Source organism: Halomonas sp. 1513 (assembly GCA_001971685.1).
GTDB lineage: Bacteria > Pseudomonadota > Gammaproteobacteria > Pseudomonadales > Halomonadaceae > Franzmannia.
Window position 1 is genome coordinate 2,860,158 of sequence record CP019326.1, and the last position, 14,408, is coordinate 2,874,565.

15 protein-coding genes are annotated in these 14,408 nt (G+C 67.6%); 8 read left to right on the forward strand and 7 right to left on the reverse strand.

Annotation, left to right across the window (positions count from 1 at the left end; genetic code table 11):
- Positions 1–63 precede the first annotated feature (63 nt).
- Positions 64–1,560: an anthranilate synthase component I gene (locus BWR19_13030; GenBank protein APX95019.1), complete on the reverse strand. Its 1,497-nt coding sequence runs from the start codon at positions 1,558–1,560 to the stop codon at positions 64–66.
- Between the two features lie 260 nt (positions 1,561–1,820).
- The gene (locus BWR19_13035) at positions 1,821–2,486 is read right to left on the reverse strand and encodes a phosphoglycolate phosphatase (protein ID APX93787.1); all 666 of its coding nucleotides are present in this window, start codon (positions 2,484–2,486) and stop codon (positions 1,821–1,823) included.
- Between the two features lie 237 nt (positions 2,487–2,723).
- On the opposite strand from BWR19_13035, the gene BWR19_13040 reads away from it, so the two are divergent.
- Complete coding sequence (locus BWR19_13040; protein APX93788.1) at positions 2,724–4,022, forward strand: FAD-dependent oxidoreductase; 1,299 nt, start codon at positions 2,724–2,726, stop codon at positions 4,020–4,022.
- On the opposite strand, the gene BWR19_13045 is transcribed toward BWR19_13040, so the two are convergent.
- Both BWR19_13045 and BWR19_13050 read right to left on the reverse strand, forming a co-directional pair.
- Entirely contained in the window at positions 4,016–4,300 is a 285-nt protein-coding gene (locus BWR19_13045) for a hypothetical protein (protein APX93789.1), read from the reverse strand. The two genes, BWR19_13040 and BWR19_13045, sit on opposite strands and share 7 nt — an antisense overlap.
- Positions 4,293–4,988, reverse strand: coding sequence for a ribulose-phosphate 3-epimerase (locus BWR19_13050; protein ID APX93790.1), 696 nt, complete (start codon positions 4,986–4,988; stop codon positions 4,293–4,295). Before BWR19_13050 ends, BWR19_13045 begins: the two co-directional genes overlap by 8 nt.
- Before the next feature lie 83 nt (positions 4,989–5,071).
- On the opposite strand from BWR19_13050, the gene BWR19_13055 reads away from it, so the two are divergent.
- The 6 genes from BWR19_13055 (at position 5,072) to BWR19_13080 (ending at position 10,854) form a co-directional block, all read left to right on the forward strand.
- The gene (locus tag BWR19_13055) at positions 5,072–6,271 is read left to right on the forward strand and encodes an MFS transporter (protein ID APX93791.1); all 1,200 of its coding nucleotides are present in this window, start codon (positions 5,072–5,074) and stop codon (positions 6,269–6,271) included.
- A gap of 108 nt (positions 6,272–6,379) precedes the next feature.
- Positions 6,380–7,402, forward strand: coding sequence for a thiosulfate transporter subunit (locus BWR19_13060; protein APX93792.1), 1,023 nt, complete (start codon positions 6,380–6,382; stop codon positions 7,400–7,402).
- On the forward strand, positions 7,399–8,256 hold the full coding sequence (locus BWR19_13065; GenBank protein ID APX93793.1) for a sulfate ABC transporter permease subunit CysT: 858 nt from the start codon (positions 7,399–7,401) through the stop codon (positions 8,254–8,256). Before BWR19_13060 ends, BWR19_13065 begins: the two co-directional genes overlap by 4 nt.
- A complete protein-coding gene (locus tag BWR19_13070; protein APX93794.1) occupies positions 8,256–9,077 on the forward strand; it encodes a sulfate ABC transporter permease subunit CysW in 822 nt (273 codons plus the stop codon). Before BWR19_13065 ends, BWR19_13070 begins: the two co-directional genes overlap by 1 nt.
- Before the next feature lies 1 nt (position 9,078).
- The gene (locus BWR19_13075; GenBank protein ID APX93795.1) at positions 9,079–10,170 is read left to right on the forward strand and encodes a sulfate ABC transporter ATP-binding protein; all 1,092 of its coding nucleotides are present in this window, start codon (positions 9,079–9,081) and stop codon (positions 10,168–10,170) included.
- 96 nt (positions 10,171–10,266) lie between these two features.
- Positions 10,267–10,854, forward strand: coding sequence for a hypothetical protein (locus tag BWR19_13080; protein ID APX93796.1), 588 nt, complete (start codon positions 10,267–10,269; stop codon positions 10,852–10,854).
- Positions 10,855–10,918: 64 nt separating this feature from the next.
- Here BWR19_13080 and BWR19_13085 read toward each other — a convergent pair whose 3' ends face one another.
- The 3 genes from BWR19_13085 to BWR19_13095 all read right to left on the reverse strand — a co-directional run bounded on the left by BWR19_13085 (position 10,919) and on the right by BWR19_13095 (position 12,737).
- Positions 10,919–11,560, reverse strand: a complete 642-nt coding sequence (locus BWR19_13085) for a thiopurine S-methyltransferase (GenBank protein APX95020.1) — start codon at positions 11,558–11,560, stop codon at positions 10,919–10,921.
- A 22-nt stretch (positions 11,561–11,582) separates the two neighbouring features.
- Positions 11,583–12,206: a peptide-binding protein gene (locus tag BWR19_13090; protein APX93797.1), complete on the reverse strand. Its 624-nt coding sequence runs from the start codon at positions 12,204–12,206 to the stop codon at positions 11,583–11,585.
- Positions 12,207–12,407: 201 nt separating this feature from the next.
- Positions 12,408–12,737, reverse strand: a complete 330-nt coding sequence (locus BWR19_13095; protein ID APX93798.1) for a hypothetical protein — start codon at positions 12,735–12,737, stop codon at positions 12,408–12,410.
- Positions 12,738–12,966: 229 nt separating this feature from the next.
- Here BWR19_13095 and BWR19_13100 point away from each other — a divergent pair, with 229 nt between their 5' ends.
- On the forward strand, positions 12,967–14,313 hold the full coding sequence (locus BWR19_13100; GenBank protein APX95021.1) for a tRNA (N6-isopentenyl adenosine(37)-C2)-methylthiotransferase MiaB: 1,347 nt from the start codon (positions 12,967–12,969) through the stop codon (positions 14,311–14,313).
- Positions 14,314–14,408 lie beyond the last annotated feature (95 nt).

Genomic DNA, 14,408 nt, shown 5'->3' on the forward strand with positions numbered 1-14,408 from the left:
CAAGGCCGAGGCGTGTGCCTCGGCCTTGTCGTCAGCTCGCTATACCCCCCTAAGAGAGTGCCGCTATTCGAGGTTGTCGAGGCCGCGCTCGGCCATGGCCACGGCGCGGAACAGCGCGCGGCCCTTGTTGAGGGTCTCCTGCCACTCCATCTCGGGGACCGAGTCGGCGACCACACCGGCGCCAGCCTGGACGTGCAGCTCGCCGTCCTTGATCACCGCGGTGCGGATGGCAATTGCGGTGTCGAGGTTGCCGTGCCAGGAGAGGTAGCCTACCGCGCCGGAGTAGATGCCGCGCTTGACCGGCTCGAGCTCGTCGATGATCTCCATGGCGCGGATCTTGGGCGCGCCGGAGAGCGTGCCGGCGGGGAAGGTGGCGCGCAGTGCGTCCATTGCGGTGAGGCCCGGCTTCAGCTTGCCGGTGACGTTGGAGACGATGTGCATCACGTGGGAGTAGCGCTCCACCGCCATCTGGTCGGTGACCACCACCGAGCCAGTCTCGCTGATGCGGCCCACGTCGTTGCGTCCCAGGTCGATCAGCATCAGGTGCTCGGCGATCTCCTTGGGGTCGGCCAGCAGATCGGCCTCCAGCGCCTGGTCTTCTTCTTCGGTCTTGCCGCGCACGCGGGTGCCGGCAATCGGGCGCACCGTGACTTCGCCCTCCTCCAGCCGGGTGAGGATCTCCGGCGAGGAGCCCACCACGTGGTGGTCGTCGAGGTTGAAGAAGAACATGTAGGGCGAGGGGTTGAGGCTGCGCAGCGCGCGGTACAGATCCAGCGGCGGCGCCTGGTAGGGGATCGACATGCGCTGGGAGGGCACGCACTGCATCACGTCGCCGGCCAGCACGTAGCCCTTGATCTTATCCACCGCGGCCTTGAAGCCCTGCTCGGTGAAGCCCGAGGTGAAGTGCCCCTCCTCCACCGCGCTGCGGCCGGTGCCGGGGCTGACGGTGTTGAGGGTGGCACTGCGCAGCTGCACTTCGAGCCGCTCGAGGCGACCGCGGGCACGCTGATAGGCCTCAGCCTCGGCGGGGTCGGCGTGGGTCCACAGCGTGAGGCGCCCGGAGAGGTTGTCGAACACCACCAGCTCATCGCACACCATCAGCAGGATGTCGGGCACGCCGATCGGGTCGGGTTTGTTGGCCGCGGCTTCACTGCGCAGCCGCGGCTCGACGTAGCGAATGGTGTCGTAGCCAAAGTAGCCGACCAGGCCACCGTCGAAGCGCGGCTGGTCGTCGAGGCGCGGGACCTTGAAGCGCGCCTGGAAGTCCTCGATCCAGGCCAGCGGGTCCTCGACCTCGTGGCGTTCCACCTCGGCGCCGTCGATGAGATGGCGCACCGTGAAGCCGCGCACCTCGATGCGCTCGCGGCACGGCAGGCCGATGATCGAATAGCGGCCCCACTTCTCGCCGCCCTGCACGGACTCGAGCAGGAAGGTCCAGGGCGCATCGGCCAGCTTGAGGTAGGTGGAAAGCGGCGTATCCAGGTCGGCGAGCACCTCGCGGGTCACCGGAATACGGTTGTAGCCGGCCTCGGCCAGCTCATTGAAGCGCGCGGAAGTCATCATGCCCGGCGTGTCCTCACAGTGTTCGTCAATGCGGGGCCTGGGGTGGCCCGATTCGGGGGCGATTCGGAAGGTCGGGCCCGCTCAGCGAGCCCGCGCGGCACTCACCATCGCCAGCGCTTGACGTCGCGCATCAGCGCCCCGCCGCCAAGAGGAGCGACCGGTTGCTGCACGTAAGAGAGGCGGGATTCCAGCGTCATGGTGCGTCCATGGTGTGGGATGTCGGCCGCGGTGCGGCGCGATCTTGTTGATTCGAGACCCTAAACGAGTTCCGCAAGCGATTCAACTAGGCCATCGGGGCGGCTCGCGGCCACCGGCTCACCGTGATTGTAGCCGTAGGGCACGGCCAGGGTGCGAAAGCCGGCGCGCCGACCGGCCTCGATGTCGTGGCGCGAATCGCCGACCATCAGGCAGTCGCCTGGGGCCACCGCGAAGTGCCGCGCCAGGTGCAGCAGCGGCGCCGGGTCGGGCTTCTTCTGCGGCAGGGCGTCGCCACCCAGGCACAGCCCGAAGTGCCCGGCCAGGCCGAAGCCCTCGAGGATGGGCGCAATGAAGGCCTGCGGCTTGTTGGTCACCAGCCCCAGCGGCATGCCGGCCGCGTGCAGCCCATCGAGGGCCTCGCGCACCCCGGGGTAGAGCTGGGTGCGGGCATTGGGCGCCAGCCCGTAGTGGTGCAGGAAGCGCTCATGTACCGCGGTCAGCCGCTCTGGCTCCGGGGCCACGCCCAGGGCATCGCCGAGGGCGCGCTCGATCAGCTTATGCGAGCCGTTGCCCACCCAGTCGCGGACCTTCTTTTCGCCGGCCGGCGGCAGCTCGAGGTCGGCCAGGGCGGCGTCCACCGCGGCGGCCAGATCGGGCACCGAGTCGACCAGGGTACCGTCGAGGTCGAAGGCCACCAGTTTCACGCCTTGCAGCAGCGGATGCATGATTTCGTTTCCTTATCAGTGAGTTGCCCGGTGGCCCACGGCCGGCATCCGGTTTATGCATGTAATATTACGAAAAAACATGCCCCGAATCAGCGATCGCCCATAGGAAAACGCGCCGACCCGACCTATGCTAGGCGCAGATATCGCCGTTACCGGGCAGCGTCCTCGCCCCGCGTGCCGTTGATCCGACCCAGGCGATGCATTTGCTGATCCTTTTCATCATTTCTGGAGTCTCTCATGCCTCTACCACGCATCGTGGTGGTCGGCGGCGGCGCAGGCGGACTCGAGCTGGTCACCCGGCTCGGACGCAAACTCGGCAAGCGCAAGCGTGCCGAGGTGGTGCTCGTCGACCGCAACCCCACCCATATCTGGAAACCGCTGCTCCACGAGGTTGCCACCGGCGTGCTCGACTCGGGCCTCGATGAGGTCTCCTACCAGGGCCACTCCAAGGCCCACGGCTACCAGTTCCAGCGCGGCACCCTCAGCGACCTGGATCGCGAGGCCCAGACCCTGAGCCTGGCGCCGATCCTCGACGATGACGGCAGCGTGGTCCTGCCCTCGCGCAGCCTGCACTACGACTACCTGGTGCTGGCGCTGGGCAGCGTCTCCAACGACTTCGGCACCCCCGGCGTCGCCGAGCACTGCCACTTTCTCGACAGCCCCCAGCAGGCCGAGGCGTTCCGCCACGACATGCTCAACACCTTCCTGCGCTACAGCGACCCGGAGCGCCGCCTGCATCCCAAGCTGGCGGTGGGCATCGTCGGTGCCGGCGCCACCGGGGTGGAGCTCGCCGCCGAGCTCTATGACGCCTCGAAGATGCTGCACAGCTACGGCTTTACCAACATGGATAGCGGCCAGCTCGACGTGCACCTGATCGAGGCCGCGCCGAACATCCTGCCGGCGCTGCCGGAGCGCATCACCAAGGCGGTTCAGCGTGAGCTGGAGAAGCTCGGCGTCAATATCCACGTCGAGACCCGCGTCACCCAGGCCGACACAGAGGGCTTCATCACCGCCGACGGCACGCGCATCGAGACCGACCTCAACGTGTGGGCGGCGGGCATCAAGGCGCCGCCGTTTCTCTCCGAGCTGGGCCTGGCCACCGAGCGCAACCACCAGATCAAGGTCAACGCCGAGCTGCAGAGCCTCGACGACCCGCGCATCTTCGCCTTCGGCGACTGCGCCAGCTGCCCTCAGGCCGACGGCAAGCCGGTACCGCCGCGGGCCCAGGCCGCCCACCAACAAGCCTCGCGGCTCTACCGCAACCTGCTGGCGACCCTCGACGACAAGCCGCTCAAGCCGTTCGTGTTCCGCGACCGCGGCTCGCTGATCTCACTGGCCCACTTCGATGCGGTGGGCAGCCTGATGCGCGGCGCCTCGGCGCGCAGCCTGTTCCTCGAGGGGCGCATCGCCAAGCTGTTCTACGCCTCCCTCTACCGCATGCACCAGTTCGCCATCCACGGCGCGGTCAAGACCGGCATGACCATCGTCGTCGACGGCATCAACCGCTTCCTCAAGCCCAAGATGAAGCTTCACTGATTGCCGGCCTGGCGCGCCACCCAGGCGCGCTTGGCCGGTGCCGCCAGGCGCTTGATCTCGCGCTCCAGGCGCAGCGCCTCGGTGTGGCTACCCACTGCCTGCTGGTGCACCAGGGTCAGCGGCCCCTTGCCGCGCAGCGCCCGGGCGCCGCGCTTGCCGCTGCAGTGCTCGGCGAAGCGCCGCGTGACGTCGGTGCTTATGCCGGTATACAGCGCCCCAGCCGCGGTCTCGACCACGTAGAGGTGCCACACCGGCCCCGCCAGTGCCTGCTCAGACACTCGCCAGCTCGTCGCGCAGCGCCTTGAGCACGCCGTCGTAGCGGTGCGGCTCGTCGGCATTGCGGGCCTTGAAGATCGCCGAGCCGGCGACGAAGGTGTCGGCCCCGGCGCGGGCGATCTCGGCAATGTTCTCCACCTTTACCCCACCGTCGATCTCGAGGCGAATATCGCGCCCCGAGGCGTCGATGCGCGCCCGCGCCTCGCGCAGCTTGTCGAGGGTGGCGGGGATGAACGCCTGGCCGCCGAAGCCGGGATTGACGCTCATCAGCAGGATCATGTCGACCTTGTCCATCACGTAGTCAAGGTAGGAGAGCGGCGTGGCCGGGTTGAACACCAGCCCCGCCTTGCAGCCGCCGTCGCGGATCAGCTGCAGCGAGCGGTCGACGTGCTCGGAGGCTTCGGGGTGAAAGGTGATATAGCTGGCCCCGGCGTCGATAAAGTCGCCGATCAGCCGGTCCACCGGCTTGACCATCAGGTGGGCGTCGATGGGCGCGGTGACGCCGTGCTTGCGCAGCGCCTCGCAGACCATCGGACCGATGGTCAGGTTGGGCACGTAGTGGTTGTCCATCACGTCGAAGTGGACGATATCGGCCCCCGAGGCGAGCACGTCGTCGACCTCTTCGCCCAGGCGAGCGAAGTTGGCGGAGAGTATGGAAGGAGCGATCTTGAAGTCGCGGGGGCTGGCCATGTGGCGCTTTCCTCTGATGCGGGGTCGCGAAATTAGATAGTCTGGGCGCACAAGTCTACCAAAAACCGCGACATGGAATCGTCATGCCCACGCTGATTCTGGCCATCGCCGAGCTGTTCGGCACCGCTCTGTGGTTTACCCCCAACGCCGTGCTCGCCGACCTGCAGGCGCTGTGGCGGCTCAGCGACGCCGACCTCGGCTGGCTGACCGGCGCCGTACAGGGCGGCTTTCTGCTCGGCACCCTGCTGATCGGCCTGGCTGGGCTCGCCGACCGCCTCGACGCCAGCAAGCTGTTCGCCGCCTGCTGCCTGCTCGGCGCGCTCTCCAACGCCCTGCTGCCCTGGGCCGGCGGGCTGTGGGGTGCGGTGGGCCTGCGCGTGATCACCGGCATGTGCCTGGCCGGCATCTACCCGGTGGGCATGAAGCTGATGGTCGGCTGGACGCCGGGCAAGAGCGGCCTGGGGCTGGCCTGGCTGGTGGGCATGCTGGTGCTGGGCACCGCCCTGCCCCACGGGCTGCGCGGGCTGGGCGAGTTGAGCGCCGGGATTCCCTGGCAGGGCGGCATTTGGGGCGCTTCGCTGCTGGCGGTGGCTGGCGGCGCCATGGTGTGGCGCCTCGGCGAGGCCCCCGCGGTGCGCCAGGCCAAGCATAGCGCCGGCGGCCCGGGCGCGCGCCTGGCGGGGCTCGAGGCGTTCTCCATCGACGCTTTCCGGCGCGCTGCCAGCGCCTACTTCGGGCATATGTGGGAGCTGTATACGCTGTGGGCGCTGCTGCCGCTGATGCTGCTGGCCGCCGCCCCGGGGCTGGAGACCGCCAGCCTGGCGCTGCTCGCCTTTACCCTGATCGCCGTGGGCGGCCCGGCCTGCTGGCTGGGCGGTGCCCTCAGCCAGCGCATCGGCAGCCGCCGGGTGGCGCAGCTCGGCCTGGCCGGCTCGGCGCTGTGCTGCCTGGCCTACCCGCTGCTCGGCCCGCTGCTCGCGCCGGCAACGGCAGGCGGTTCGCTGCTGCCGGTGGCGCTGTTCCTGGCGCTATGGAGCGCGCTGGCGGTGGTCGACTCGCCGCAGTTCTCGGCGCTGTCGGCAGCGGCCTGCCCGGCGCGCATCGTCGGCAGCGCCCTGACGTTGCAGAACGCCATCGGCTTCGCCGTCTCGATGCTGTCGCTGATCGTGCTGATTCCTCTATGGCAGGCCCTGGGTCCCTGGCTGGCCTGGCTGCTGCTGCCCGGCCCGCTGGTGGGGCTATGGTGCCTGCGCCACGCCCAGGCGCGCAGGGCCATACGCTGACGCTATCGCTGCATATTGCAAAATTGAATAAAAAACAGGATTGTCATTCCTTAATCGTTGGTTTAGCCTTCGCTCCAATCACACACCTTTGTGTTGGAGCCGAATACCATGTCAGCCACTTCCCTGTTTCGTCGCGGCGCCCTCGGCGCCTCTCTGGCCGCCGCCCTCACCGCTGGTGTGGTTACGCCCAGCGTGGCCGCCGAGCGCGAGCTGCTCAACTCCTCCTACGATATCGCCCGCGAGCTGTTCTCGGCGATCAACCCCGAGTTCATCGCCCACTGGCAGGAGCAGCACGGCGAGGAGATCGACGTGCAGCAGTCCCACGGCGGCTCGTCGGCCCAGGCCCGCGCCATCATGCAGGGCCTGCGCGCCGACGTGGTGACCTACAACCAGGTCACCGACGTGCAGGCCCTGGCCGACGACGGGCTGGTCGCCGAGGACTGGCAGGACGCCTTCGACAACAACGCCTCGCCCTACTACTCCACCACCGCCTTCCTGGTGCGCAAGGACAACCCCAAGGGCATCGAGAGCTGGGACGATCTGGTGCGTGAAGACGTGCAGATGGTGTTCCCCAACCCCAAGACCTCGGGCAACGGCCGCTACACCTACCTGGCCGCCTGGGGCTTCGCCGAGGAGCAGTTCGACGGCGACGAGGAGCAGATCCACGACTTCATGCGCACCTTCCTGCGTAACGTGGCGGTGTTCGACACCGGCGGTCGCGGTGCCACCACCAGCTTCATCGAGCGCGGCATCGGCGATGTGCTGATCAGCTTCGAGTCCGAGGTCAACAACATCCGCGGCGAGTACGGCAGCGATGACTACGAGGTGATCGTGCCGCCGGTCAGCATCCTGGCCGAGTTCCCGGTGGCGGTGGTCGGCCCCAACGCCGAACGTAACGGCAACCTCGACCTGGCCGAGGCCTACGTCGACTACCTCTACAGCGAAGATGCCCAGCGCCAGCTGGCTAGCTTCAACTACCGCGTGCACCACGAGGCGGTGGTCGAGGAATTCGCCGACCAGTTCCCGGAGACCGAGCTGCTGCGCGTCGAGGACGTGTTCGGTAGCTGGGACGAGGCGATGGAGAACCACTTCGCCAACGGCGCCCTGCTGGATCAGCTGCAGCGCAGATGATTACGCTCGCCAACATCACCGGCAGCGCCCCCAAGCGGGTGCTGCCGGGTTTCGGTTTATCACTCGGCATCAGCCTGACCTTCGTCTCGCTGATGCTGCTGCTGCCCATGACCAGCCTGTTCGGGCAGCTCTCGGGTATCAGCCTGGCGGAGTACTGGCGGATCATCACTGACGGCCGGGTCGTCGCCAGCTATGTGGTCACCATCGGCGCCGCCGCGGTGGCCGCGCTGGTCAACGCCGCCTTCGGGCTGCTGCTGGCCTGGGTGCTGGTGCGCTACGACTTTCCCGGCAAGCGTCTGCTCGACGCGCTGATGGATCTGCCCTTCGCGCTGCCCACTGCGGTGGCCGGCATCACCCTGGCCACGCTCTACTCGAGCAACGGCTGGATGGGTCGCCTGCTCGACCCGCTGGGCATCCAGGTCGCCTATACCTGGGTGGGCATCGCGCTGGCCATGGCCTTTACCAGCATTCCGTTCGTGGTGCGCACGGTGCAGCCAGTGCTCGAGGACCTGCCCAACGAGGTCGACGAGGCCGCGCTGACGCTAGGCGCCAGTGACGCCACGGCGTTTCGCCGGGTGATACTGCCGCACCTGTGGCCGGCGCTGGTCACCGGTACCGGCCTGGCCTTCGTGCGCTCGCTGGGCGAGTTCGGGGCGATCATCTTCATCGCCGGCAACGCGCCCTACGAGACCGAGATCACCGCGCTGATGATCTTCGTGCGCCTGCAGGAGTACGACTACGTCGGCGCCTCGGCCATCGCCTCGGTGGTGCTGGCCGTATCGCTGGCGCTGCTGCTGGCGATCAATATCTGGCAGGGGCGCTTCATCAAGCGCCTGCATGGAGGACGCGGCTGATGCAACGGATCGGTGACGCGCCGCGGGTACGGCGCATCCTGGTGATCAGCGCCGTGCTGTTGGCGGCGCTGTTCCTGCTGCTGCCGCTGGTGGCGATCTTCGCCCAGGCCTTCGCCCAGGGCGTGGAGGTGTTCTGGCGCAACGTCAGCGACCCCTTCACGCTACGCGCCATCGGCCTGACGCTGTTCATCACCGTGCTGACGATTCCGGTGTGCCTGGTGTTCGGCGTCGCCCTGGCCTGGCTGGTGACCCGCTTCAGCTTCCCCGGCCGGCGCCTGCTGCAGACCCTGATCGATATCCCCTTCGCGGTGTCGCCGGTGGTCGCCGGCCTGGTCTATCTGCTGCTCTACGGCCGTAACGGCTGGATCGGCGGTTGGCTCGACGGCTACGACATTCAGCTGATGTTCGCCTGGCCGGGCATTCTGATGGTGACCATCTTCGTCACCTGCCCGTTCGTTGCCCGCGAGCTGATCCCGCTGATGCAGGCCCAGGGCTCCCGCGACGAGGAGGCGGCGGTGACCCTCGGCGCCTCGGGCTGGACGCTGTTTCGCCGGGTCACGCTGCCCAATATCCGCTGGGCGCTGCTCTACGGGGTGATCCTCACCAACGCCCGGGCGGTGGGTGAGTTCGGCGCCGTGTCGGTGGTCTCCGGGGCCATCCGCGGCCAGACCAACACCCTACCGCTGCACCTCGAGCAGCTCTACCAGGACTACAACACCGTGGGCGCCTTCGCCAGCGCCGCGCTGTTGGCCCTGATCGCTTTGCTGACGCTGGCCGCCAAGGCCGGCCTGGAATGGCGCGCCGCGCGCCAGGAGGCTTGATATGAGCATCCGTCTGACCAATATCGCCAAGACCTTCGGCCGCACCCAGGCCCTGGAACCGATCGACCTCGACATCCACGACGGTGAGCTGGTCGGCCTGCTCGGCCCTTCGGGGTCGGGCAAGACCACCCTGCTGCGCATCATCGCCGGGCTCGAACAGGCCGACGCCAAGCCCGCCGGACGCATCCAGTTCGGCGAGCGCGACGTCACCCAGGTCCACGTGCGCGACCGGCGCATCGGCTTCGTGTTCCAGCACTATGCGCTGTTCCGGCACATGACGGTGTTCGACAACGTCGCCTTCGGCCTCACCGTGATGCCGCGCAAGCAGCGCCCCAGCAGCGGCGAGATCCGCGCACGGGTCCACCGCCTGCTGGAGATGGTGCAGCTCGAGGACTTCGCCAAGCGCTACCCGGCGCAGCTCTCCGGCGGCCAGCAGCAGCGCGTCTCGCTGGCCCGTGCCCTGGCGCTGCGCCCCGACGTGCTGCTGCTCGACGAGCCGTTCGGCGCGCTGGACGCCAAGGTGCGCCAGGACCTGCGCCGCTGGCTGCGCCACCTCCACGACGAGCTCAACTTCACCAGCGTATTCGTCACCCACGACCAGGAGGAGGCGCTGGAGCTCTCCGACCGGGTGGTAGTGATGAGCAACGGCCGCATCGAGCAGATCGACACCCCCGAGGCGCTCTATCGCGCCCCGGCCAACCGCTTCGTGTTCGAGTTCCTCGGCGACGTCAACCGCCTCGAGGGTGACGTGCGCAACGGCGTGCTGACCTGCGGTGACGCCCAGCTGGCGGTGAGCGAGCTCGACGAAGGCCGCCAGGAGCTGCTGCTGCGCCCCCACGAGCTCAAGCTGACCGACGCCCCCAGCGAGGCCGCCCGGCTGCCGGTGACGGTGACCGCGATCTCGCCGGTGGGCGCCGAGGTGCGCGTCGAACTGGAGGCCGACTGGCTGCCGGCGCCGTGGCTGGCCACGGTGCGCCATGCCGACTTCGAGCGACTGGATATCCGCCGCGGCCAGCGACTCTACGCGATCCCGCGCCGCTGGCACCGCTTCGACGATGAGGCCGCCAAGCGCCGTCAGCCGACTGCCGCCTGATACGTCCCGAGCGTTGCAACGGAACGTGCCAGCCGGTCGGCAGCGGCTTATACTCGTCGCATGCTCTTTGCCTGTCGATCACTCAGGAGTCGTCACATGCTGTCTCGCTTTGGGTTTCGTGCCTTGTTCGCCGCCGCCGCGCTGGTACTGGCCGGCTGTACCAGCCCGCACTACCTGCAGGTCAACCCGCAGATCACCGCCGACATTCCCCAGGCCGGTGGCGGCCAGCAGGTCACCGTCAACGTGGTCGACGAGCGCGAGACCGAAGTGCTCGGCACGCGCAGCGGCTCGGCGATGTCGGCGGCCCAGATCACCGTCAACTCCCACGACGTGGTGCCCAAGCTGCAGGAGCAGGCCGAGGCCGCGGTGCGCCGCATGGGCTTCGAGCCGACCACTCAGCCCAGCGACGGGCGGCCCTCGCTGACCCTGGCCCTGACGCGCCTCGACTACGCCCGCGGCGACGGCGTGCCGGTGCTCGGTGAAGCGGTCCTCGAGGCGGTATTCCGCGCCGAGGCGGTCAACCAGCGCAACACCTACACCGGCACCTACACCTCGCGGCGCACCCAGAGCTACGCCGTACGCCCGGACCAGGACACCAACACGCGGATGGTCAACGACCTGCTCAGCGACGGCCTCAACCGTACCTTCCGCGATCCGGAGTTGGGTCGGCTACTAGCCCGCTAAACCAGGCCTCCAGCACGCATTGAGCCCCGCCATATCGCGGGGCTCAATATGTTAGCCGCTCGTCTCAGGCCAGCGGGCCGCGCCGCTTGAGCGCCCAGGCGCTCTCGCGAAAGCCGTTCGCCTCGGGCTCGCCGTCGGCCAGATGGGTCAGCTCGAAGTTGGGCTCGAGCAGCTCGCGCACCTCGTCGTCCGGGACGCTGTAGGGCGGCCCGGCGTGGCTGCCACCGCCCCGCGTGAGGCTGATCAGCAGCCCCCTGGCGCCCGGCGGCAGCAGCTGGGCGAGGTGGAAGGCGTAGCGCTGACGCGTTGCCTGAGGCAGGGCGATCAGCGCGCCGCGGTCGTAGAAGGCGCCCACCTCGGCGGCCTGCTGGATATGGAAGTGAAAGAAGTCACCGCCCCACAGCTCGACGCTGCCCTGGCGACAGATATCGAAGTCGCCGGCATGATAGCGCGACACCTCGCCGTCACCTTCGGCCAGGAACTGCTCGATGGCATCAGTGGCCAGCTCGATGCCCAGCACCGGATGGCCCTGCTCGGCCAGCCAGCGCATGTCGAGGCTCTTGCCGCACAGTGGCACCAGCACCTTGGCGCCCGGCGGCACCTCCAGCGTCGGCCAGAAGCGCGCCAGCGCCGGATGCACCGCATCGCGATGAAAGCCGATGCGCCCCTCACGCCAGCGCGACAGCCACTCGTTCTCATCACTCACCTGCATGCTCATGCGTCTCCGCTTAGAACCAGCGGTCGCGCTTCTTGCGCCGCCGCGGCAGGTGCGGAACGATCAGGCCGACCAGCAGCCCGGCGCCGGCCACGCCACCGCCGTACATGAAGTAGCGCAGCAGCAGGTCCTCCTCCTGGGTATCCAGGCGTGCCTGCAGGCCGCGCACCTGGCGCAGCGCCTCGTCGGCCTCGCCGTCGAGCTCGCGGTTGCGCGCCTCGAGCTCGGCAATGCGCTGCTCACGCTGCTCGAGGGTCTCGGTCATGGTCGCCACGCGGGTCTCCCACTCCTCGTTGATCCCGTCGAGTTCGCTGCTCAGGCTGGCGACCTGGGCCTCCAGCTCGGGCACCCTGACGCCGGCGCTCGGGGCATCCTGCAGCTCGTCGCTGAGAATCCACACCGCATCGCCGTCGGCGTCCTCGACGCGCGTGTAGCTGCCGCTGGTCTCGAGCACCGTGACCGGCTCGCCGGCGGTCAGGGTGCCGACGATGCGATAGCCATCGGTGGGGCCGCTTCTGACGAAGGTGGTCAGGCCGTCGGAGACCCAGGCCTGGTTGTCGTCCGCTTCCTGGGCCTGTGCCCCGAGGGCCATGGCCCCCAGTGCTACGCCCAATATCACTGTCTTGAATGTACGCATATATCTGCCGTGTTCGTGGCTCGAATCGGGCGAGTAGCGCCCATCCACGCTGATGGCGCCGCCCCCGCGTCCTATCGCGGGCGGCGCGATGAGACCGTGTCCCATCCACAACTTCTGTGGATAAGTCTTGGGAAAACCTCTCCCCGAGTCGGTGTCGGCCAGCGAGATGCCTGACACCCCCTCAGATCGTTCATTTTTTGATCAACCGTCATCCCGCGGTGGCCAGCTCATCGGCCGTGGAAATTCCGCTATCTTGCCCTCGGCCTTGACCGCCTTGGGCGTCCCCTCGCGCTCGACTTCATCGATGCGCACAATGGCATTCAGGGGAATATAGCTGCGACTCACGCCGTCGAAGGTGCGCCGCAGCTTGTCGGTGGAGGGGTCCACCACCAGCTTGCTGGCGTCTTCGAAGACGAAAGCTTCGACCTCGATAAAGCCCCACAGATCACTCTGGAAGATCTCGCGGGCGTAGAGCTCCCAGATTTCCCCCTGATTGTGGAATACCACCCGGTAAATTGGCTTGGCCGCCATACTGCCTCTGCATTCATGCCGCTGAACGACGTCGACACCGCCAGGGTGCCGATCCCAAGGGGCGAAGAATAGCACAGCCGTGGCCAATTCGAGCCCCCGCGACTGGCCCCGCTGGCAGGCTATCCGTATAATCGCCGGCATACGTCTGAAACGGCCCTCGGGCCGCCTTAGTGAATCCCCTGAACCGGTAACGGCGATGCCGGGCGCCTGGCGCCACGGCCCTATTCTTATGGCGAAGAAACTCTTCATCAAGACCCACGGCTGCCAGATGAACGAGTACGATTCGGCCCGCATGGCGGATCTGCTCGGCGAGTCCCACCAGCTGGAGCTCACCGATAACGAAGGTGACGCGGATGTGATCCTGCTCAACACCTGCTCGATTCGTGAGAAGGCCCAGGAGAAGGTGTTCCACCAACTGGGCCGCTGGAAAAAGCTCAAGCAAGCCAATCCCGACCTGGTGATCGGCGTCGGCGGCTGCGTGGCCAGCCAGGAGGGCGAGGCGCTGCGCAAGCGCGCGCCCCACGTCGACATGGTGTTCGGCCCCCAGACCCTGCACCGAGTGCCGGCGATGCTCGATGCGCGGCGCAGCAGCGAACAGATCTCGGTGGTCGACGTCACCTTCCCCGAGATCGAGAAATTCGACCACCTGCCCAAGCCCAGTGCCGATGGCGCCACCGCCTTCGTCTCGGTGATGGAGGGCTGCTCCAAGTACTGCACCTTCTGCGTGGTGCCCTATACCCGCGGTGAGGAGGTCTCGCGGCCCTTCGAGGCGGTGATGGACGAGGTGATCCACCTCGCCGAACAGGGCGTGCGCGAGATCAACCTGCTGGGCCAGAACGTCAACGCCTACCGCGGCGAAAACCAGCTCGGCGACGAAATCGACCTGGCCGAGCTGATCGCCTGCGTGGCGGCGGTGGAGGGGATCGACCGTATCCGCTTCACCACCTCGCACCCGGTGGAGTTCTCCGACAGCCTGATCGAGGCCTATGGCGAGATTCCCGAGCTGGTCAGCCACCTGCACCTGCCGGTGCAGGCCGGCTCCGACCGCATCCTGGCGGCCATGAAGCGCGGCCACACGGTGGAGGAGTATGTCGAGAAGATGGAGCGTATCCGTGAGCTGCGCCCCGACATCAGCTTCTCCTCGGACTTCATCATCGGCTTCCCCGGCGAGACCGAGGACGACTTTGAAGCGACCATGAACCTGATCCACCGCATCGGTTTCGATCATTCGTTCAGCTTCGTCTACTCGGCGCGCCCCGGCACCCCGGCGGCGTCCCTCGAGGACGACACACCGGAAGCGGTCAAGAAGCAGCGCCTGGCGATCCTTCAGGAGCGCATCAACCAGCAGGCGATGCAGATCAGTCGGCGCATGGTGGGCTCCACCCAGCGCATCCTGGTCACCGGCTTCTCGCCCAAGGACCCCGGCCAGCTCTCGGGGCGCACCGAGAATAACCGGGTGGTCAACTTCCGCGCCGCCAATCCCACCGAGCTGATCGGCCACTTCGTCGACGTCGAGATTTCCGAGGCGCTGCCCAACTCGCTGCGCGGCGAACTCACGTCACCGGCGCTATATTGAGACCAGCCGCTATACTCTAGGCTGAATGCCAACATGATCTATGACATTGCCCCGGGCCTGCCCGGGGCAGTAAGCTCGACGAACCTTTTTCGCAA